Source organism: Asticcacaulis benevestitus DSM 16100 = ATCC BAA-896, from assembly GCF_000376105.1.
GTDB lineage: Bacteria > Pseudomonadota > Alphaproteobacteria > Caulobacterales > Caulobacteraceae > Asticcacaulis > Asticcacaulis benevestitus.
The window spans coordinates 39963-58341 of the sequence record NZ_AQWM01000010.1 but is presented as its reverse complement, the minus strand read 5'-3'; the positions used below and the strand labels follow the sequence as shown (position 1 = coordinate 58341).

General features: G+C 58.5%; 17 protein-coding genes. 11 read left to right on the top strand and 6 right to left on the bottom strand.

Annotated features, from left to right (window positions below; translation table 11 throughout):
* Positions 1-107: 107 nt before the first annotated feature.
* Positions 108-824: a FadR/GntR family transcriptional regulator gene (locus B060_RS0112215; RefSeq protein WP_018082074.1), complete on the bottom strand. Its 717-nt coding sequence runs from the start codon at positions 822-824 to the stop codon at positions 108-110.
* Positions 825-1140: 316 nt separating this feature from the next.
* Here B060_RS0112215 and B060_RS0112210 point away from each other — a divergent pair, with 316 nt between their 5' ends.
* The 7 genes from B060_RS0112210 (at position 1141) to dxs (ending at position 11094) form a co-directional block, all read left to right on the top strand.
* The gene (locus B060_RS0112210; protein WP_018082073.1) at positions 1141-2754 is read left to right on the top strand and encodes a DUF5597 domain-containing protein; all 1614 of its coding nucleotides are present in this window, start codon (positions 1141-1143) and stop codon (positions 2752-2754) included.
* Positions 2755-2779: 25 nt separating this feature from the next.
* Positions 2780-5656 (top strand): glycoside hydrolase family 31 protein, encoded by a 2877-nt coding sequence (locus B060_RS0112205; RefSeq protein WP_018082072.1) that lies wholly within the window; start codon positions 2780-2782, stop codon positions 5654-5656.
* A gap of 179 nt (positions 5657-5835) precedes the next feature.
* A complete protein-coding gene (locus B060_RS0112200) occupies positions 5836-7056 on the top strand; it encodes an SAM-dependent methyltransferase (RefSeq protein WP_018082071.1) in 1221 nt (406 codons plus the stop codon).
* Between the two features lie 190 nt (positions 7057-7246).
* Positions 7247-7879: a phosphoglycerate mutase family protein gene (locus B060_RS0112195; RefSeq protein WP_236621585.1), complete on the top strand. Its 633-nt coding sequence runs from the start codon at positions 7247-7249 to the stop codon at positions 7877-7879.
* Positions 7876-8115, top strand: coding sequence for an exodeoxyribonuclease VII small subunit (locus B060_RS0112190; RefSeq protein ID WP_018082069.1), 240 nt, complete (start codon positions 7876-7878; stop codon positions 8113-8115). The genes B060_RS0112195 and B060_RS0112190 overlap by 4 nt, the downstream gene beginning before the upstream one ends.
* 109 nt (positions 8116-8224) lie before the next feature.
* Positions 8225-9136: a polyprenyl synthetase family protein gene (locus tag B060_RS0112185; protein WP_018082068.1), complete on the top strand. Its 912-nt coding sequence runs from the start codon at positions 8225-8227 to the stop codon at positions 9134-9136.
* Positions 9137-9177: 41 nt separating this feature from the next.
* Entirely contained in the window at positions 9178-11094 is a 1917-nt protein-coding gene (gene dxs, locus B060_RS0112180) for a 1-deoxy-D-xylulose-5-phosphate synthase (RefSeq protein ID WP_018082067.1), read from the top strand.
* A 33-nt stretch (positions 11095-11127) separates the two neighbouring features.
* Here dxs and B060_RS0112175 read toward each other — a convergent pair whose 3' ends face one another.
* The 3 genes from B060_RS0112175 to B060_RS0112165 all read right to left on the bottom strand — a co-directional run bounded on the left by B060_RS0112175 (position 11128) and on the right by B060_RS0112165 (position 13316).
* Complete coding sequence (locus B060_RS0112175; protein WP_018082066.1) at positions 11128-11565, bottom strand: RcnB family protein; 438 nt, start codon at positions 11563-11565, stop codon at positions 11128-11130.
* Positions 11566-11640: 75 nt separating this feature from the next.
* Positions 11641-12186 carry a DUF1285 domain-containing protein gene (locus B060_RS24390; RefSeq protein WP_018082065.1) on the bottom strand — a complete coding sequence of 182 codons (546 nt, stop codon included), beginning with the start codon at positions 12184-12186 and terminating at the stop codon, positions 11641-11643.
* The gene (locus B060_RS0112165) at positions 12186-13316 is read right to left on the bottom strand and encodes an alpha/beta hydrolase (protein WP_018082064.1); all 1131 of its coding nucleotides are present in this window, start codon (positions 13314-13316) and stop codon (positions 12186-12188) included. Before B060_RS0112165 ends, B060_RS24390 begins: the two co-directional genes overlap by 1 nt.
* A gap of 368 nt (positions 13317-13684) precedes the next feature.
* Here B060_RS0112165 and B060_RS0112160 point away from each other — a divergent pair, with 368 nt between their 5' ends.
* On the top strand, positions 13685-13888 hold the full coding sequence (locus tag B060_RS0112160; RefSeq protein WP_018082063.1) for a cold-shock protein: 204 nt from the start codon (positions 13685-13687) through the stop codon (positions 13886-13888).
* Positions 13889-13959: 71 nt separating this feature from the next.
* On the opposite strand, the gene gluQRS is transcribed toward B060_RS0112160, so the two are convergent.
* On the bottom strand, positions 13960-14751 hold the full coding sequence (gluQRS, locus tag B060_RS0112155) for a tRNA glutamyl-Q(34) synthetase GluQRS (RefSeq protein ID WP_018082062.1): 792 nt from the start codon (positions 14749-14751) through the stop codon (positions 13960-13962).
* Positions 14752-14932: 181 nt separating this feature from the next.
* Between gluQRS and B060_RS0112150 the strand changes: the two genes are divergently transcribed.
* The 3 genes from B060_RS0112150 to B060_RS0112140 are packed head-to-tail and all read left to right on the top strand — an operon-like array spanning position 14933 to position 17088.
* Positions 14933-15493 (top strand): HNH endonuclease, encoded by a 561-nt coding sequence (locus B060_RS0112150; RefSeq protein ID WP_018082061.1) that lies wholly within the window; start codon positions 14933-14935, stop codon positions 15491-15493.
* 34 nt (positions 15494-15527) lie between these two features.
* On the top strand, positions 15528-15857 hold the full coding sequence (locus B060_RS0112145; RefSeq protein ID WP_236621586.1) for a hypothetical protein: 330 nt from the start codon (positions 15528-15530) through the stop codon (positions 15855-15857).
* Positions 15838-17088: a hypothetical protein gene (locus B060_RS0112140; protein ID WP_157405637.1), complete on the top strand. Its 1251-nt coding sequence runs from the start codon at positions 15838-15840 to the stop codon at positions 17086-17088. The genes B060_RS0112145 and B060_RS0112140 overlap by 20 nt, the downstream gene beginning before the upstream one ends.
* On the opposite strand, the gene B060_RS0112135 is transcribed toward B060_RS0112140, so the two are convergent.
* On the bottom strand, positions 17072-18361 hold the full coding sequence (locus tag B060_RS0112135) for an NRAMP family divalent metal transporter (protein ID WP_018082058.1): 1290 nt from the start codon (positions 18359-18361) through the stop codon (positions 17072-17074). The two genes, B060_RS0112140 and B060_RS0112135, sit on opposite strands and share 17 nt — an antisense overlap.
* Between the last annotated feature and the right edge of the window lie 18 nt (positions 18362-18379).

The following is an 18379-nucleotide window of genomic DNA, read 5'->3' as shown; positions in this document are numbered from 1 at the left end:
TTCTGAAACACTATTCCTGTGCAGACTTGCCCCGCCATCGTGCGGGGCATTTTTTTTCTATGAGAACAGAGCTTTGCTTCACACTTCCCTTAAGCGCGTTGCGGGGGCTAAACCGCCTTGGCTGTTTCAATAAAGGTCAGCGATTCCAACAGAATAGCCTCTGAGGCATTCTTCGCAGCGGCGGCGTCGCCCTTTTCGATGGCGACCAGAATAGCTTCATGCGAAGCGAGATCGGCCATGTGGCCCGCAATTTTGTTGGTGAGCTGAATCGACAGGTTCAGGGCATTGGTGATCAGCGGCTTAAGGCGCCAGAAGAAGGGATTGCCAGAGGCCTTGAGAATGGCGACGTGGAAGTCAATATCGGCCTGAAGGGCCAGGTCTTTGTCGCCGCCGCCGGCCGTGGCGCCACCATGCAGCACCATCGCCTCGTAGCCTTCGCGGATGCCGGCTATGGCCAGCCTGTCCTGTAATTCTGCCGCCAGAAAGGCCGCGGTCGGCTCAATCGCCAGGCGCATCTGCGTGAATTCGAGGAAGATCTTGTTGGAGTAGGGGCGCTCCATCAGCCAGCGCAGCACGTCCGGATCGAGCAGGTTCCAGTTTTCGACCGGCTCGACGCGCGTGCCCTGACGCTGGCGAGAGCTGATCAGCCCCTTGGCGGACAGCATCTTGACGGCTTCGCGCATGACGGTGCGGCTGGCGCCAAACTTGGTGCACAGTTCCGCCTCTGTGGGGAAGCCGGTCTTTTCAAATTCGCCGGTAACGATGGACTGTCCAAGCGATGCGAGGAGCCCGTAGGCGAGGCTGATGCCGAGTTCGGAGCGCATAAAGTCTGCTTTCTGGTCTTACTATAGTTTATTAAATCCCTGCATCAGGCCGGAGCCCTTAGCTATTTTAAGGACTCGGCACATGGCATTTTAATGCTTACAGAAAAAATACTATTTTAAAACAGGATTCGTGATTTGACGCTTGCCGTTGATAGCGGTCACATTATATGTCAATTTCACAGGTGACTGTCCGTTCGCAGGTAAAAACTTTGCGGTGATAAGTAGGGCAGCATTGGTCAGAGGGAACACATACATGAGACGTCTACGCTTATCCACCCAGAAGCAGGGTCTTTTGTTAGCGTTATCAGCGAGCGCCATGCTGCTCGGCAGCGCAGCTTCGGTTCAGGCGCAGGCCGCCAAGCCGATCCCAGAACTCGTTCAGAAGAACGGCAAGTTCGCTCTGATGGTCGATGGCGCCCCCTATCTCATCCTCGGTGGCCAGGCCAACAATTCAAGCAACTATGAAGGCGCCCTTCCCAAGGTGTGGCCGGCCATCAAGGACATGCACGCCAACACCCTGGCCATGCCGGTGGCATGGGAACAGATCGAGCCGGTCGAGGGTAAGTTCGATTTCAGCTTTGTCGATGCGCTGGTGACGCAGGCGCGTGAAAACAATGTACGGCTTGTCATCCTGTGGTTCGCGACTTGGAAGAACACCAATCCTTCCTATTCTCCGACCTGGGTCAAGACGGACAACAAGCGCTTTCCGCGCCTGACCAATAAGGACGGCACGACCTCCTATGCGCTGTCACCGCTCTATGACACCACGCGCGAGGCCGACAAGAAGGCCTATGTCGAACTGGTCAAGCACATCAAGGCGATTGATGGTGAGCAGCACACGGTCATCATGCTTCAGCCGGAGAATGAAACCGGGGTCTATGGCTCCGCACGTGACTATTCCAAGAAGGCCGATGCCCTGATGGCCAAGCCGGTGCCGGCGGCCCTGCTCAAGAAATACAACAAGACGTCTGGAAATTGGAATGAAGTCTTCGGCAAGGATGCCGACGAATATTTCCACGCCTGGTCGATCGCCCGCTATATCGACGATATCGTGGCCGCTGGTGATGCGATCTATCCGTTGCCGACCTACGTCAACGCCGCGCTCAAAGATCCGCTTAATCCCGATCACAAGCCAGGCTCCTATGCCTCCGGCGGCCCGGTCTACAGCGTGATCGACGTCTGGAAGGCGGCCGCGCCGCATATCGAACTGCTGGCGCCCGATCTCTACACCCCGACCTCACAAAGCTACGAAAAGACGCTGGAGCTTTATGCCCGCAAGGACAATGCGCTCTACGTCGCCGAAAGCGGCAACCGGCCTGTCTATGCCCGTTATATCTTCTCGGCGCTCGGCCGCCAGGCCATCGGTTTTGATCCGTTCGGCTTCGATTACACCGGCTACTCCAACCATCCGCTCGGCACGACCAAGACCGGTATAGAGATGGTGAAGCCCTTCGCCACGGTCTACAAGCTGTTTGGTGGCATGGACCGGGAGTGGGCGAAGCTGAGCTTTGAATCGCAGGTCTGGGGTGTGTCCGAGCCGGACGACCACACGGATCAGAAGCTTGATCTTGGGCCTAAGTGGAACGCTACGGTCAGCTACCGCGAATGGCAGTTTGGCCTGCGCAAGTGGGATCCGGAGAACAGGAACGGTTTCCCCGAAGGCTCTGATACGCCGAGCGGCGGCATCGCCGTGGCGAAGCTGAGCGACAATGAATTTCTGGTGGCGGGCCTGAATGCGCGCATTACCTTCGGCACCGGTGAAGCCAATGCTAAGAAGGGCATCTTGGTCGATCGTGTCGAGGAAGGCCATTACGAAGCCGGCAAGTGGGTCATGTCGCGCGTCTGGAACGGCGATCAGACCGATTATGGCCTCAACTTTGCCGGCGAGCCTGTGCTATTGAAGGTCCGTCTGGCGACGTATGAACAATAATAAAAAAGAACTTGGGAGACTTGAGATGAAAGCAGCAAAAATTCTGGCTTCGGTATCCGTACTGGCCATGGTGATGTCCGCCGGCGCCGCACTGGCCGGTTCCTTTGAGAAAACCGCCACCGGCATCGTGGTCAAGCCTGACACAGGGGCGGCGAAGGAGGTCCGCCTTGAGGTCATGAGCGACTCGATCATCCACGTTCTGGCGGTCGATGATCCGGCGCGCCAGCAGATGCCGTCGCTTATGACCGTGGCTACGCCCGAAGGCGCTTTCACCGTCTCGGAAACGAAGAAGGACGTCACTCTGAAGACCGGAAAGGCATCGGCCGTCGTGTCGCTGGAGACCGGTCTGGTCACCTTCTATAACGCCGCCGGCAAGCCGGTTCTGACCGAAAAGCAGGCCGCCATCACGCCGGTCACCATCGAGGGCCAGTCCTTCGTCGCCACGCGCGCCCAGTTCAATACCGGCACGAAGGAGGCTTTCTACGGCCTTGGTCAGCACCAGAACGCCCAGATGAACCTCAATGGCGAGGACGTCGAACTGCGCCAGCACAATATGGATGTCGGCGTGCCCTTCGTCCTGTCGGATATGAATTACGGCGTGCTGTGGGACAACAATTCGGTCACCCGCTTCGGCAATCCGACGCGCTATGGCCTGCTCAGCCGCGATCTCAAGCTGACCACGGAAGATGGCAAGCCCGGCCTGACGGCGAAATACTATGTCGACGGCAAACTGATCCTGACCCGGGTTGAGACCGACATCAACTATCAGTACCTGAAGGATGTCGCCGAATACTGGCCGAAGGACGCTGCGCTCAGCAAGGCGTCCACACAGGGCAAGTCGGTCAAGGTCGTCTGGGATGGCGCCATGACGTCGGATCAGGACGGTGTGCACAAGCTGCGCATGTATTCCTCGGACTACGCCACGCTCAAGGTCGGCGACAAGACGATCTTCGACAACATCTGGCGTCAGGGCTGGAACCCTTGGTACCATAATTTCGAGACCAGCTTCACCAAGGGCAAGCCGGTCAAGCTGCATGTCGAGTGGAAGCCTTCGGGCGGCATGATCTCCATGCACCACAACAATCCGCAGTCCGAAGCCGACAAGCATTCGCTCAGCCTGACCTCGGAAGCCGGCACCGGCCTGAACTACTATTTCATCGCCTCCGACAGCTTGGATGGCGTGATCGGCGGCTATCGTCACCTGACCGGCCAGGCACCGATGATGCCGAAATGGGCCTACGGCTTCTGGCAGTCACGTCAGCGCTATGAGACGCAGGATCAGCTTTTAGGCGTTCTCAAGACCTACCGCGACAACAAGTGGCCGATCGATAACATCGTACAGGACTGGTTCTACTGGCCGGAAGACCAGTGGGGCAGCCACGATTTCGACCCCAAGCGTTTTCCCGATCCGAAGGGCATGGTCGATGAGGTCCACAAGAACCACGCCCACGTCATGTTCTCGATCTGGGGCAAGTTCTACGCCAATACGGACAACTACAAAGAGTTCGAGAAAAAGGGCTACATGTGGACCCAGAACGTCAAGAACGGCACGCGCGACTGGGTGGGGGCTGGCTATCTCAACAGCCACTATTCGCCCTATAATCAGGAAGCCCGCGACATCTACTATCGCCAGCTCAAGGACAAGCTGATCCCGCTCGGCATCGACGCCTGGTGGATGGACAACACCGAGCCGGATGTCAATTCCAACGAGCGTATCGAGGACTTTGCCAAGCTGATCACCCCGACCCAGATGGGGCCGGGCGCCATCGTCCATAACGCCTATGCCCTGATGAACACCAAGGCCATGTATGACGGCCTCAAGGTCGATCAACCCGATACGCGTCAGTTCATCCTGACGCGCTCCGGCTTCGCTGGCGTGCAGCGCAATGCCTCGGCCGTGTGGTCGGGCGATATCGTAGGCACCTGGGCCAACTTCCACGACCAAATCTCGGCCGGCGTGCAGATGTCGATGTCCGGCATCCCCAACTGGACGCATGATATCGGCGGTTATGCGCAGGAGACGCGCTTCCAGGGCTCGGATGTAGGCGGCCTTCAAGAAAACCGTGCGGCCGGTGGCACCGGTACGGCGGGTGACCTGAAAGAATGGCGTGAGCTGAACCAGCGCTGGTTCCAGTTCGGCGCCTTCTCGCCGCTGTTCCGTTCACACGGCGAAGGCGTCAAACGCGAGATCAACGAGATTTCGCCGGCCGGTTCCGATATGCGCGCCAACATGGTCAGCTATCTCGAACTGCGTTATCGCCTGATGCCTTACATCTATGCCACTGCTTCGGACATCTATTACAATTCGGGCACGATCATGCGCGGCTTCGCCATGGACTTCCCGAACGACGCCAAGGCCAAGAACGTCAGTGACGAATATATGTTCGGCAAATCCTTCCTGGTGGCGCCGGTGACCGCCTATGAGGCGCGTTCGCGTGACGTCTATCTGCCGGCGGGAGCGGGCTGGTATAACTACTACACCGGCGAACGCTTTGATGGTGGCGCTTCGATCACGGTCAAGGCGCCGCTCGATCAGATACCTCTGTTCGTCAAGGCGGGCTCGGTGGTGCCGATCGGTCCGGTGACCCAGTATGTCGATGAAAAGCCCGACGCCCCGATCACGATCAACGTCTATACCGGCGCTGACGGCAGCTTCAGTTTCTACGAAGATGACGGCGTGTCGAATGGCTATGTCCGCGGCGAGTTCTCGCGTATCCCGCTGAACTATAACGACAAGACCGGCGAACTGACCATTGGCGCACGCAGCGGCAGCTACAAGGGCATGGTCACCAATCGCACCTTCCGCGTCCGCTTCGTCAAGGCGGGCGTGGCCAGTACGGCCTATGACGCCTTCGACAAGGATGTGGTTTATACGGGCGCGGCAGTCGTCGTGAAACGCTAAAACGTTTTATATAAACTCTGCGTGAAAAGGCCCGGTCATTGCGCCCGGGCCTTTTTGCGTCTGCCGAGTTTTCTGTTAATCTTATGACATATGTGGATATGTATCGCGCCGTCGTCATCCAGAAGGGCGGGGCGCACCGTATAAGAGCGTTAACCCATTCTGAGGAAAGGCCACCGTTCATGACCACACAAACCGCCGTTGTTCCCTACGACCTGAAGGATCAGCCGTTTGCCGTGCGCAAGGGCGTAGAGACGCTGCAAAAGGTCTGGGAGTGTGGCACGATGGCGGTGGTCTTCCCTGATGGGCGCCAGATGACCCTGACCGGCAAGCAGCCGGGCCCGGCCGCCACCCTGTTGGTCAAGGACTTCAACTTCATGAAACGGGTGCTGAATTCCGGCGATATCGGCTTTTGCGATGGCTACAAGGAGGGGGAGTGGGACAGCCCGGACCTCGCCACGCTTCTGACCGTGCTGAGCCTGAATTCGGAAAAGCTCGGTCAGCTTTTCACCGGTAACATCATCACGCAGACGATCAACAATCTGCTCCATCATTTCCGCAAGAACACCAAGCAAGGCTCGAAGCGCAACATCTTCGAGCACTATGACCTGGGCAACAGCTTCTACGATCAATGGCTCGATCAGACCATGACCTACTCGTCGGCGCTTTTCTCCAAGGACCACAAGGATCTTAGCGCCGCCCAGACCGCAAAATATGCCAAGCTGGCCGAGATGGTCGATCTCAAAGCCGGTCAGCACGTTCTGGAAATCGGCTGCGGCTGGGGAGGTTTCGCGCAATACGCCGCCGAGGTGATCGGCGCGCGCGTGACCGGCGTCACCATCTCTCAGGCCCAACACGATTTCGCCGTTGAGCGCATGAAGCGCCTTGGCCTGTCCGATAAGGTCGAGATCGTGATGATGGATTACCGCGATATCAAAGGCAAGTATGACGCTGTGGTGTCGATCGAGATGTTCGAGGCGGTCGGTGAAAGCTACTGGGGCACCTATTTCAACAAGCTGCATGAGGTGCTTAAAAAAGGCGGCAAGGCCGGTTTGCAGATCATTACCATCGCCGACGATATGTTCGAGGATTACAAGTCGCGCGCCGATTTCATCCAGAAATACGTTTTCCCCGGCGGTATGCTGCCTTCCGCGCAAAAGCTGCTGGAGCAGACGCAAAATGCTGGCCTCAAGGCGATTTCCTCGTTCAAGTTCGGACTGGATTATGCCGAAACTCTGAAACAATGGGGTCAGCGTTTCGAGGAGGCGTGGAAGGAAGGGCGAATCCAGGGGTTTGACGCGCACTTCCGCAAGCTGTGGCTATTCTATCTGGCCTATTGCGAGGCCGGCTTCCGCGCCCAGCGCACCAATGTCGTGCACCTGGAACTACAACGCGCGGATTAGGTCATAGCTCATATCTTCCAGGCATTTCGCCTCGGCAAGGGCGAGCGCCCGCCGTGCACTTTTGCGCGAGCCCTGGGGCCTCTGAGCAAAAAATGCCTTGCCCGCCTCCTGTAAGGACGTTACCAACGGCCTCTGTTAAATGGCCAACGGCGAATCCGCGTTTTCGCGTTTTTGCTGGTTTGGGGGTTCGTTGCACGACGCACGTCACATCGAGCAAGCTAAAGCATCCACGGTCAGGCCGGGAGCGATCACCCTTGTGCGCCATGGCGAACCGGCGTTGTCGCGTCGCGTCAAGCTGGATTGGCGCGGCTATATCGAATGGTGGAAAAAGTACGACGAGGCCGGCCTGCTCGAAGGCCAGACCCCGCCGGCGCTGTTGCACGACTATGCCCGCGACGCCCGCTATATCTACTCCTCGACCTTGAGGCGCTCGATTGAGACCGCTCAGGCCATCTGCGGCGACCGCGCTTTCACCTCGCTGCCGGAACTGATCGAAGCGCCGCTGCCGCCACCGCATCTGCCCTCCTTTATCAAGCTGACGCCCAACTCTTACTCATGGGGGTTCTGGGCGCGGGTGTGCTGGTGGTATCTCAATATCCACGGCGATACAGAAGGGCGCGAACCGGCAAAGATACGCGCCCGCAAAATGGCTCAATTCCTCTATGAAAAAGCCAGCGAAGGCGGCGATGTGCTCGTTCTGGCGCACGGTTTTTTCAATCTGATGATCAGTATTGAACTGAAAAAAATGGGCTATATAAAAACACTGGAGCAGGGCTTTAAATACTGGGGCTGCCGGCGTTACGAACTAAGGAAGAAGCCATGAGCGAAACAGCCGAACTGTCCTTTGAAGAGGCCCTGAAACAACTCGAAAAGATCGTCAGCGAATTGGAATCCGGTCAGGCGCCGCTCGAAAAGTCATTGGCTCTTTACGAAGAAGGTGCGCGTCTTAAGAAGCTTTGCGAGGATCGCTTGGAAGCGGCGCGCCTGCAGGTCGAAAAGATTTCGCTGTCCAAGATCGGCGCCGTTGAAGGTGTGGCTCCGGCCGATTTTTCTTCTTAAGCGCGTTCAGATGCCGCGGGGCTACCTCGCATAAGCTCGGGCGGGCCTTGCCCTTGCCGGATTTAGACAATCCGGAGATGACAACTACGGATTACGGAGCCAAGCCATTTTGACCCCCATCGCCGCCAATTCAGACCTGCCGCCGCTGCAAATCCGCATGGCGGAAACGGCCGATCTGGTGACGATGGCGCTCGATCAGCTTTTGCCGCGCGGTGAGGGGCCGGAATCGCGCCTGACCGAAGCCATGCGTTATGCCGCGCTGGGGCCTGGCAAACGCCTGAGGCCCTTCTTCGCCTTGGAAGCGGCCCGCCTATTCGATGCCGATGAAAATTCGGTGCTGCGCGCCGCCTGCGCGCTCGAATGTATCCACGCCTATTCTTTGATCCATGACGATCTGCCGTGCATGGATGATGACGATATCCGCCGGGGGCAACTGACCGTTCACCGCGCCTATGATGAAGCCACCGCCGTTCTGGCCGGTGATGCTCTGCAAAGCGTCGCGTTTGAAATCCTGTCGCACGAAGATACTCACGAAGATGCGCAGGTGCGCGTCGAGCTCATCCGCATGCTGGCCGTAGCCTCCGGCGCGCAGGGTATGGCCGGTGGCCAGATGATCGATCTGATCGGCGTGTCCGATGATCTCGGCGGCGTGGCGCGGATGCAGCGCCTGAAAACCGGCGCGCTTATCGTCTATGCCTTCCAGATTCCCCTGATTATCGCCGATGCGCCCGAAAAGGACGGCATGGCCATTATGCACTTTGCGCAGGACCTGGGGCTCGCCTACCAGATCGCCGACGACGTGCTTGATGTCGAAGGCGATCCCGATCTGCTCGGCAAGGCTTCGGGCGGCAAGGATGCAGCCAAGGGCAAGACCAACTTTGTCACCTTGTTGGGGCTTGATGAGGCGAAGGCCCGCGTGCAGATCCTGGCGGAACAGGCCAAGTCGCGTCTGGAAATTTTCGGCGCAAACGCACGATACTTGCGCGATAGTGTTGACTTCGTTCTTAATCGGCGCAACTGAGTTTCATGTCTACTGTTACGCCAGCAACGGGTTGCGTTTGAATGCCTGAGACCCCCATTCTCGATACTCTCGAACAGCCCGAAGCCATCCGGGATCTATCGGTGCCGCAGGTTAAGCTGCTGGCCGAGGAAGTCCGTGCCGAGACCATCGACGTGGTGTCGAAGATTGGCGGCCATCTCGGTTCGGCGCTGGGCGTGGTCGAACTGACTGTGGCCATCCACCACGTGTTCGAGACTCCCAAAGATATTTTGATATGGGATGTCGGCCATCAGTGCTATCCGCACAAGATCCTGACCGGCCGCCGCGACCGTATCCGCACCCTGCGCCAGGGCGGCGGGCTGTCCGGCTTCACCAAGCGTTCTGAAAGCGTCTACGACCCCTTCGGCGCGGCACATGCCGCCACCTCGATTTCGGCGGCGCTCGGTTTCTGCGCGGCGCGTGACCAGAAGGGCGAAAGCAACAAGGTCATCGCGGTCATCGGCGACGGTTCGATGAGCGCCGGCATGGCCTATGAGGCGATGAACAACGCCGCTGAGACGACCAAGAATTTGACCGTCATCCTCAACGACAACGATATGTCGATCGCTCCGCCGGTGGGGGGGATGAGCGCCTATCTGGCCAATCTGGTGTCCGGCGGCGCCTATCAATCTTTACGCCGCTGGGGCAAGTCGGTGGCCGAACGCCTGCCGCGCCCGTTGTTTGAGATGGTGCGCAAGTCCGAAGAACTGTCTCGCACATGGGTGACCGGCGGTACCTTTTTTGAGGAACTCGGCTTCTACTATGTGGGTCCGATCGACGGTCACAATATGGAGCATCTCCTGACCGTTTTGAAGCGCGTCAAGGACATCAATGACCGCCCGGTGCTGGTCCATGTGGTGACGCAAAAGGGCAAGGGCTACGGCCCCGCCGAAACCTCGCCCGACAAGTATCACGGCGTCGCCAAGTTCGATGTCATCACCGGCGAACAGGCCAAGCCGAAAGCCAACGCGCCGAGCTATACCGATGTCTTCGCCTCCGAACTAATCAAGCAGGCGCGTGTCGACCCGAAGATTGTCGCCATCACCGCTGCCATGCCGTCCGGCACCGGTCTGGATCGATTCGCCGAGGTTTTCCCGGCGCGCACCTATGATGTCGGGATCGCAGAGCAACACGCCGTCACCTTTGCCGCAGGCCTGGCGGCGGATGGCATGAAGCCGTTCTGCGCCCTCTATTCAACTTTCCTGCAACGTGGTTACGATCAGGTGGCGCACGATGTCACCTTGCAGAACCTGCCGGTGCGCTTCGCTATCGATCGCGCCGGTCTGGTTGGGGCCGATGGCGCCACCCACGCCGGAACCTTCGATATCGGCTATCTCGGCGCCTTGCCGAACATGATGATCATGGCGGCCGCCGATGAGGCCGAGCTGGCGGCGATGATCGCTACGGCCACAGCCTATAATGATGGACCGTCCGCCTTCCGCTATCCGCGCGGCGAGGCCACCGGTATCACCATCCCGGAGATGGCGTCACCTTTGGCCATTGGCAAGGGGCGAATCTTACGCGAAGGCTCAAAGGTCGCCATTCTGTCGCTCGGCACTCGCCTCGGCGATGCGCTCAAAGCGGCTGATATGCTGGCGGCGCGCGGTCTCTCGACCACCGTGGCCGATGCCCGTTTTGCCAAGCCGCTCGATAAGAATCTGGTGCTGCAACTGGCGCGTCACCACGAATGTCTGATCACGGTCGAAGAAGGCGCTGTCGGCGGTTTCGGCGCATTCGTTCTGCACTATCTGGCGGGCGAGGGCGCGCTTGACGCCGGTCTCAAGATCCGCACCCTGACCCTGCCGGACATCTATCAGGATCAGGATTCGCAGGCCAACCAGTATGCGCAGGCGGGCCTTGATGCGGCCGGCATTACGCTGACGGCGCTTAAAGCTCTGAGGCTGGAAGACGTTCAGAGCCTGAAAACTTTGAAAATTTAAGAAAAGGCGCTTCGTTTGAAGCGCCTTTTCAGTTTAGTTGGACAAGATGATCGAAGCAATGAGGCCGCCGGCAACAGCGGCCAGGACGTAATTGTCATCGACCCGGCGCCATTCGTAGCCGCGTGGCGGCTGGCGAAGGTGGTGATGGCGATAGTCTACGTAATAGCCGCGATTCCAGTCATGGTAGGAGACGTAGCCGCCGCGGCGCCAGTCGGAACGGTCGCGCCAGCCGGAGCGGTAGCCGCGATTGTAGTCGCGGCGGTCGTCGCGGCGTTCATACCGGTCATACCGGTCATACCGGTCATATCGATCGTGACGGTCATAACGATCGTATCGGTCGCCGCGATCGTGGCGGTCATAGCCGCGTTCATACCGGTCGTGGTCGTGGCGTGGTTCAGCCGAGGCGGCGCCGCCGAAAGCAAGTGTACCGGCGAGGAAAGCTAAGGCCGTGGATGTAAGAAGGCGTTTCATGGCGATCTCCTTTGTGTGTTGCCCCATTGAGCTCACGCTAAGCTTTGCCACCTGAACCCGGCATGAACATGGTGGTTAAGTTTGTTCATCTTTCGAAAAGACCTTATCTACTCGGGCTATGGCGTAAAAAACGCCGGACGATCTGACGCCAAACCAGCCGTCAACCACCATGCCCAGGGCGGCAATATCCTGTGCCAGGCCGCGACTCATGCGGGCTTCAAGGCCATGACGCACCTCGATATAGGGCCTGAAACCGTCTTCGTCATTTTCAAAACGCAAGGGATGGTCTGCGCCCGCCGTCACCACATCGCCGACGCTCGTACGAAAGGTGAGGGCACCGTCGCTGGCCGTCATCTCCACGGCGATAAAAGGTACATCCTCGACAGTAATTCCGACCTTCTCAACCGGCGTGACCAGAAAATAGGCGTCCTCTTCTTTACGCAGGATGCGGGCGAACAACTGCACCATGGCAGTCCGCTCAATGGGTGTGCCGTTGTAGAACCACGTGCCATCAGAGGCGATGCGCATATCGATATCGCCGCAAAAGGGCGGATGCCAGCGCTCGACCGGTGGCAATGATCCTTGGGCCTGTGCATCGGCATAGAGGCGCGTCAGGTCCATTACACCACGGCCTGTTCGGCGTTGGCTTCTGTTGTGCCGGATCGCAACAGATTGACCCAGTTTTCAGCTATATCGAGCGTAGCGGCACGCACCTCATCGACCACGGCGGCGAACAGGTCGAAACCCAGCGGCAGGGTGTCGTATCTTCGATAGAGCGTTTGGGTGCGCGCGGCACTCAGGCGCTTGACCAGCAGCTCGCCCTGCGCCGCCAAGGGATCAAGCCCGGCCGAGATGACGAAGGTCTTTGGCTGACCATTGATCAGGGGCTCCAGCGCAGGCGAAATGCACGGATCGTCGAGGTTGGTGCCGGCACCGGCATAGTGGCTGATCATGGTATCAAGGTCGCCCGTGGTGAGCGGCCACATGCCTAATGAGGCCCCTGCCTTGATTTGGGTATCGGAAAGATCGACCAGCGGCGTAATCAACAGTTGACCGGCGGACGTGGGCTTGAAATCGCGGCGCAGGTCGAGCGATAGCCGCAGGGCCAGATTGGCGCCCATCAATGCGCCGCCGACCGCCACGCGACCGGACTTGGCGCCCAGCCGGAAAGCGTTGCTTTGCGCCCACTCGAACGCTGTTCGGGCATCATCGAGCGCGGCGGGAAAGCGGTTGGCGGGAGCCAGCCGATAATCCGGCAGAAAAATAGGGCAGCGGGCTTCCTGAGCGAGCAGGGCGCAGAAGGCCTTGCTGAGATCGTGGCCGCCAAGGACGCCGCCGCCCTGGTGGAAAAAGACGAGCAGGGGGGCATCTTCGGAAATACGCGCGGGGCGGATCAGCAGTCCGCCGATCGGCGCTACGCCGCCAAAGGTTGAGCCTGCCGCGTCGGCGCCGATCTGTTCGTACCTGACCCGGAGATTATCGGGCACACCGAAAAGGCTGGTGGCGTCCTGCCAGGCCTGACGTGCGCTCTCCAGACTGCGGTTGGTGAGGCTGAGGCCCGTGCGTCCGGACGGCGGGGTGAACAGGCTGCGCCACAAAAACTGGATCTGCGGATCAAGCGTGCGGCCCTGGCTATAAACGACGCCACCGCCTGACAGGCCGCGTAACACCGGCGCGGGCAGGCTAAGCGCTTTTTTCAGCAGCCAGGTGTTCAGTCCGGACGTGTTCCAGGTGTTCGCAAAGGTGGGCATAAGGCCTCAAGGGAAGTGGAGGACTCGAGTCTAGCACTATTCAACCCTCGTCAAAACGCTCAATTTCCGGCGTCTGACGGGCAGAAATCCCGCGAAAGGCCAAAAAGTGGGACATTTTGGCAAGATCCTCAGTAAAATGCGCGCGAGATTCGCCAAATCAGGTGCATTTTTGTTTGACCATCTCAAAAACCTACGTCTTAATATCGGCACAATCCGTTAGTCTTGCTGCCTATGCTTAAGGGATTTTAAGGGTTTTGGCTTCGTGCCGGTCCTTTGAATCTCGCCCGCTGCTACCGAGCTACACGATTGTCTTGTGAGGGGTGAAAGCCTCACGCCTCGTAACAGCTTCGAGATCCAAGGAGAGCGACATGGCCGAAGGTACGGTAAAATGGTTTAACACCACAAAGGGCTTTGGTTTCATTCAGCCCGCAGAAGGCGGCAACGACGTCTTCGTTCATATCTCGGCGGTTCAGCGCGCAGGCCTGCAAGGCCTCGCCGATGGCCAGAAGGTTTCCTACGAACTGCAAAGCGAACGTGGCAAGACCGCCGCGGTCGATATCCAGCTTCTGTAAGAGACGCATCTATATCTGAGATAGAAAAGCGCAGGCGGCGTCACGCGGCCTGCGCTTTTTTGTAACCTCTGCTAGCCCTTGGCTGTGGCCGTCAGCATAGCCTTAATGTCAGCTTGGCTAAGTCCTTCCTCTCGATAGTCACGCAGAGATTTTGAACCCTTGCGCTTGGCGAGCCGGCGCCCCTCAGCATCGAGCAGCAGGGCATGATGGTGGTAAGCCGGTGTCGGCAGGTCGAGCAGGGCCTGCAACAGCACCTGCGTGTGGGTGGCATCGTAGAGATCGTGACCGCGCACGACATGGCTGATCCCCTGACGTGCATCGTCGATGACCACGCAGAGATGGTAGGCGACGCCGATATCCTTGCGGCCGAGAATGACATCGCCATTGATCGCCGGATCGGTTTTCCGCACCTCGCCCTTTTCCATAAAACTCAGGGTATCGTAACGGCTGCCCAGCACATCGCGCGCCGCCTCAAGCGATAACCGCCAGGCTGGATTGGCGCCGGCGCCATTGGTCACGCTCTCGCCTTGTGGCGCGCTCAGAGCCGCTTCGGCCTCGCCCTTGCGGGTCTTGTGGTCGGCATAGAGTACGCCCATGGATCGCAGGCGTTCGAGCGCCTCGGCATAATCCGGCAGGTGCTCGCTTTGGCGCAGAACCGGCTTCGGCCATTCCAATCCCAGCCACTCCAGATCCTCATAGATCGTCCATTCATAGGGCGGACGGCAGCGCGTATGGTCGATGTCCTCGATACGCAGGATAAAGTCTCCACCCTTAGCCCGCGTCATATCGAAAGCGGTCAGGGCGCTATAGGCATGACCAAGATGCAGGTATCCGGTGGGGGAGGGCGCGAAGCGTGTCAACATAGGGGCATCATAATGAAGCGCCGCAAAAAATTCATAAAAAATACCAGTTTCTTTTCTGTGGAATCGGGCCCAAACTATCCACAGTCGCTACCTGCTTGTCATAAGGAGGATACGTCTTCAAACATTTTGATACCTGTAGAGTGCTTCGCCCTTCGTGCTGTCTCCTGAGCAGGAGATCGTCATGCAGGTTCTGAAAAGCCCCCCTTCGGATTGGCGCGCCCTTGTGCTCAATGCCGATTTCCGTCCTCTGTCCTATTACCCCCTGTCGACCAAGCCGTGGCAGGAGGTTGTGAAGGCCGTTTTTGAAGGCCGGGTCGATGTGGTGTCGACCTACGATATCGAAATCCACTCGCCGTCGATGAAGATGCGGCTGCCGAGCGTGGTGTCGCTGAAGACCTACATCGATCAGAACCGTCCGCCGGCTTTTACGCGCTACAATGTGTTCCTGCGCGATCAGTTCTCCTGTCAGTACTGCGGCATTGATGAAGATCTAACCTTCGATCATGTCGTGCCCGTATCGCAGGGTGGCAAGTCGAGCTGGACCAATATCCTCACGGCCTGTGCCCCATGCAACTTGCGTAAAGGGGGAAAAACTCCCCAGCAGGCACGCATGATGCCGACAAAAAATCCACACCGCCCGACAATGTATCAGCTTCAGGAACTGGGGCGGCGTTTTCCCCCTAACTATCTTCACGAAAGTTGGATAGACTACCTGTACTGGGATACGCTACTGGAAGGCTGATCGTCTTTCACATGGCGAATGGGGCTGGGTATAGATGTCGTCTGAGACACCATCACCTGTGCGGTTCATCCTCGATGAACGCCGCTTCGGACTTGTGTCGTTTCCGCGGCCCAAGGGGCGGACGCGTATCCCGCTGGAGCCGTTGCAAGGTGCACTCGAGGCGACGCTTGGCGTACGGTTCGAGATCAAGCGCGAACGCCTGTTCGGCCCAAAGATCCTTAGCTTTATGTATATGGGCGAGCGCGTGAAACTACGTTTGCAGGATAGCGGCGACGCCCAGATCGATCTCGGCGCGGTCGATGACGATGTGCGCGAAATCATCCTGGAGCACATCCGCCAGAGCCATGATTTTGAAGCCCTTTGAAAGTATGGATGCTCTGTCGGTGTTACGCCGCCTGACGGATTTCAGGCCGCTGTTGTGTCTTTTCATCGCCTTCTGCGCCTGGCCGGTGGTGGCTGGCATGTACCATATGATCACCCATCACGCGTGGATGCTGATGGATATCGACGCGGTGCTGTGCGGCGCCAAGACCCTGGCTTCTGGTCATTCGCCCTATGCCATCCATCCGCCCACCTGCGCGGGCGTCCGGCCGGCGGCCTATGTCTATGCGCCGCAGGTAGCGTACCTGTTCATGCCCTTCATCGATCATTTGGGCATACCCGGCACGCGCACCCTGTTCCTGTGGGTTTTGCTGTGGCCGGCCACCCTGTTCCTGTTGTGGTTCGCCTTGATCAAGAGGTTTGCGGATATCGACATGCGCTGGCGCTGGCTCGGTTTCGCCGCCCTGACGCCCATGACTTTCCTGTGCGCCAATGTTGGCATCGTCATGCATGCCATCGTTTTGGCCAGCCTGTTTTTCTTCCGCAACAAGGAAGGCGAACTGTCGCGCTGGCCTTTCACCGCCGCCGTTCTTTTGTGCTCCTGTGTCAAGCCGACCTTTCTGGTCTATTTCATCGTTTTCATGCTGGATGACGTGGCGCTGTGGCGACGCGCTTTCGCCTTTGGCTGGCGCGCCGTGGCGGGGATCGGCGTTAATCAACTCATGATCCTGACAGATGGTCATTTCGGCAAGGCATGGCAGAAGACCCTGCATTCCGTCACCCTGGCGCGTCAGCCCGGCATGGGCTGGTTCGAACTGACCAATTTCGTCTTCCACGTGCCGGGCAAGTCGGACCTGAACTGGCAACTGGCTCTGGGCTTCATGCTGGTTATGGGCCTGGCTGGCATGGCGATCGCGCACTGGGGCCGGATGGACGACGACGAGCGGCTGTTGTTCGGCATGGGCCTGGCGCCGCTGATGACGCCGCGCATCCTCGATTACGATATGATCCTGATTGCCCCTTATGCCGCGCTTCTGATGGCCATCGCGTATCGGGTCGGCGGCGGGATTTTCCGATTTGTCATGTCGTGGATTTTCGCCGGCTGGATGATCTGGGGCGTCTGTTCCTATATTTTCAAGATCGAGGCGTGGCACCGCACACCCATGGCGATGTTACTGTTCGGTTGCCTGACCGTGATCGTGGCCCTGCGCGCCGTAGCCGGGCATTTCGGCCTGAAAGCCGAAGCCGAACCGGAACCTAGCCCGCAAACGTGAAGTAGATCATAAAGCCGGCGGCCGCGGTCATGAGCAGCAGGGCCAGGCCGCCAAACAGGTTCGACCAGCCGCCGTTGGTGAACTTGCCCATCACCTTTTTATTGTTGGAAATGTGCAGCACAATGGCGATGATCACCGGTGAGGTGACGCCATAGAGGATGGCCGACCAGATCAGCGCCTGAATCGGGCTGATCCCGACATAGTTGATGCCGAGGCCGACCAGCAGAGACAGAATGATGACGGCATAAAAGGCGGGCGCTTCGTGCAGACGTTTGTCGAGGCCTTCTTCCCAGCCGAAGGTCTCGGAAATAATGTAGGACAGCGAGCCGCTCAAAACCGGAATGGCCAGGAAACCGGTGCCGATGATGCCGATGGCGAAAAGATAGTAGGCGCCGGCGCCGGCGATCGGCTCCAGCGCCTTAGCGGCCTGCTCGACCGTATCAATCTGGTGGATGCCGGCATTGAACAGCACGGTGCCGGTGGTCAGGATGATGAAATACATGACGATATTGGAAAACAGCATGCCCATATCGACATCGAAGCCGACGTCTTCGATGTAGCGCTTATTGACCACGATGCGCTTGTCATGCTTGACGGTTTCCACCTCCATGGTGGCCTGCCAGAAGAACAGGTAGGGCGAAATCGTCGTACCAAGGATCGCCACAAGCACGCTGACATAGTCCTTGTTGAACTGTATCGCAGGGATGAAGGTATGCCGGGCTACGCTCACCCAATCGGTTTTGACCAGAAACGGCACAACCAGATAGACGAGCAGGATAGCGCATAGCCATTTCAGCACGGCCGCGAATTTGGAATAGGGCAAGGCGATGATAGCGACCAGCAACAGCGCCGTGAAAACCACGCTGAAGATGATAGGATGTACGTTCGGAAAGATCAGATTGGCCACAGCGCCCATGCCGGCGATATCCGCGCCGATATTGAGAATGATGGCGGGAAAGCTGAACAGCACCATCAACCACAGGATAGGCTTGGGGTAGTTTTTGCGCAGGATGCCGGTCAGGCCTTGCGCCGTGACCACGCCGATGCGTGCACACATTTCCTGCACGGCGGCCATCAATGGGAAGGTGATCAGCGCCGTCCATAGTGTCGTCAGACCATATTGCGCGCCGGCCTGGCTGTACGTGGCGATGCCGGAAGGGTCATCATCGCTGGCGCCGGTGATCAGGCCCGGTCCAAGCAAGTTCCATAACGCTTTCAAGCCCTTGGGCTTTTCTTTTTCGGGCTTGGCGTCTGGCAGTTCGATGACGGGCATGGCGACTTAGGTTCCCAA

Excerpts from the sequence above, each read along its gene's own strand:
- B060_RS0112215 (WP_018082074.1), bottom strand. The coding sequence starts at position 824 with ATGCGCTCCGAACTCGGCATCAGCCTCGCCTACGGGCTCCTCGCATCG.
- B060_RS0112210 (WP_018082073.1), top strand. The coding sequence starts at position 1,141 with ATGCTGCTCGGCAGCGCAGCTTCGGTTCAGGCGCAGGCCGCCAAGCCG.
- B060_RS0112205 (WP_018082072.1), top strand. The coding sequence starts at position 2,780 with ATGAAAGCAGCAAAAATTCTGGCTTCGGTATCCGTACTGGCCATGGTG.
- B060_RS0112200 (WP_018082071.1), top strand. The coding sequence starts at position 5,836 with ATGACCACACAAACCGCCGTTGTTCCCTACGACCTGAAGGATCAGCCG.
- B060_RS0112190 (WP_018082069.1), top strand. The coding sequence starts at position 7,876 with ATGAGCGAAACAGCCGAACTGTCCTTTGAAGAGGCCCTGAAACAACTC.
- dxs (WP_018082067.1), top strand. The coding sequence starts at position 9,178 with ATGCCTGAGACCCCCATTCTCGATACTCTCGAACAGCCCGAAGCCATC.
- B060_RS0112175 (WP_018082066.1), bottom strand. The coding sequence starts at position 11,565 with ATGAAACGCCTTCTTACATCCACGGCCTTAGCTTTCCTCGCCGGTACA.
- B060_RS24390 (WP_018082065.1), bottom strand. The coding sequence starts at position 12,186 with ATGGACCTGACGCGCCTCTATGCCGATGCACAGGCCCAAGGATCATTG.
- B060_RS0112165 (WP_018082064.1), bottom strand. The coding sequence starts at position 13,316 with ATGCCCACCTTTGCGAACACCTGGAACACGTCCGGACTGAACACCTGG.
- B060_RS0112160 (WP_018082063.1), top strand. The coding sequence starts at position 13,685 with ATGGCCGAAGGTACGGTAAAATGGTTTAACACCACAAAGGGCTTTGGT.
- gluQRS (WP_018082062.1), bottom strand. The coding sequence starts at position 14,751 with ATGTTGACACGCTTCGCGCCCTCCCCCACCGGATACCTGCATCTTGGT.
- B060_RS0112150 (WP_018082061.1), top strand. The coding sequence starts at position 14,933 with ATGCAGGTTCTGAAAAGCCCCCCTTCGGATTGGCGCGCCCTTGTGCTC.
- B060_RS0112145 (WP_236621586.1), top strand. The coding sequence starts at position 15,528 with ATGTCGTCTGAGACACCATCACCTGTGCGGTTCATCCTCGATGAACGC.
- B060_RS0112140 (WP_157405637.1), top strand. The coding sequence starts at position 15,838 with ATGATTTTGAAGCCCTTTGAAAGTATGGATGCTCTGTCGGTGTTACGC.
- B060_RS0112135 (WP_018082058.1), bottom strand. The coding sequence starts at position 18,361 with ATGCCCGTCATCGAACTGCCAGACGCCAAGCCCGAAAAAGAAAAGCCC.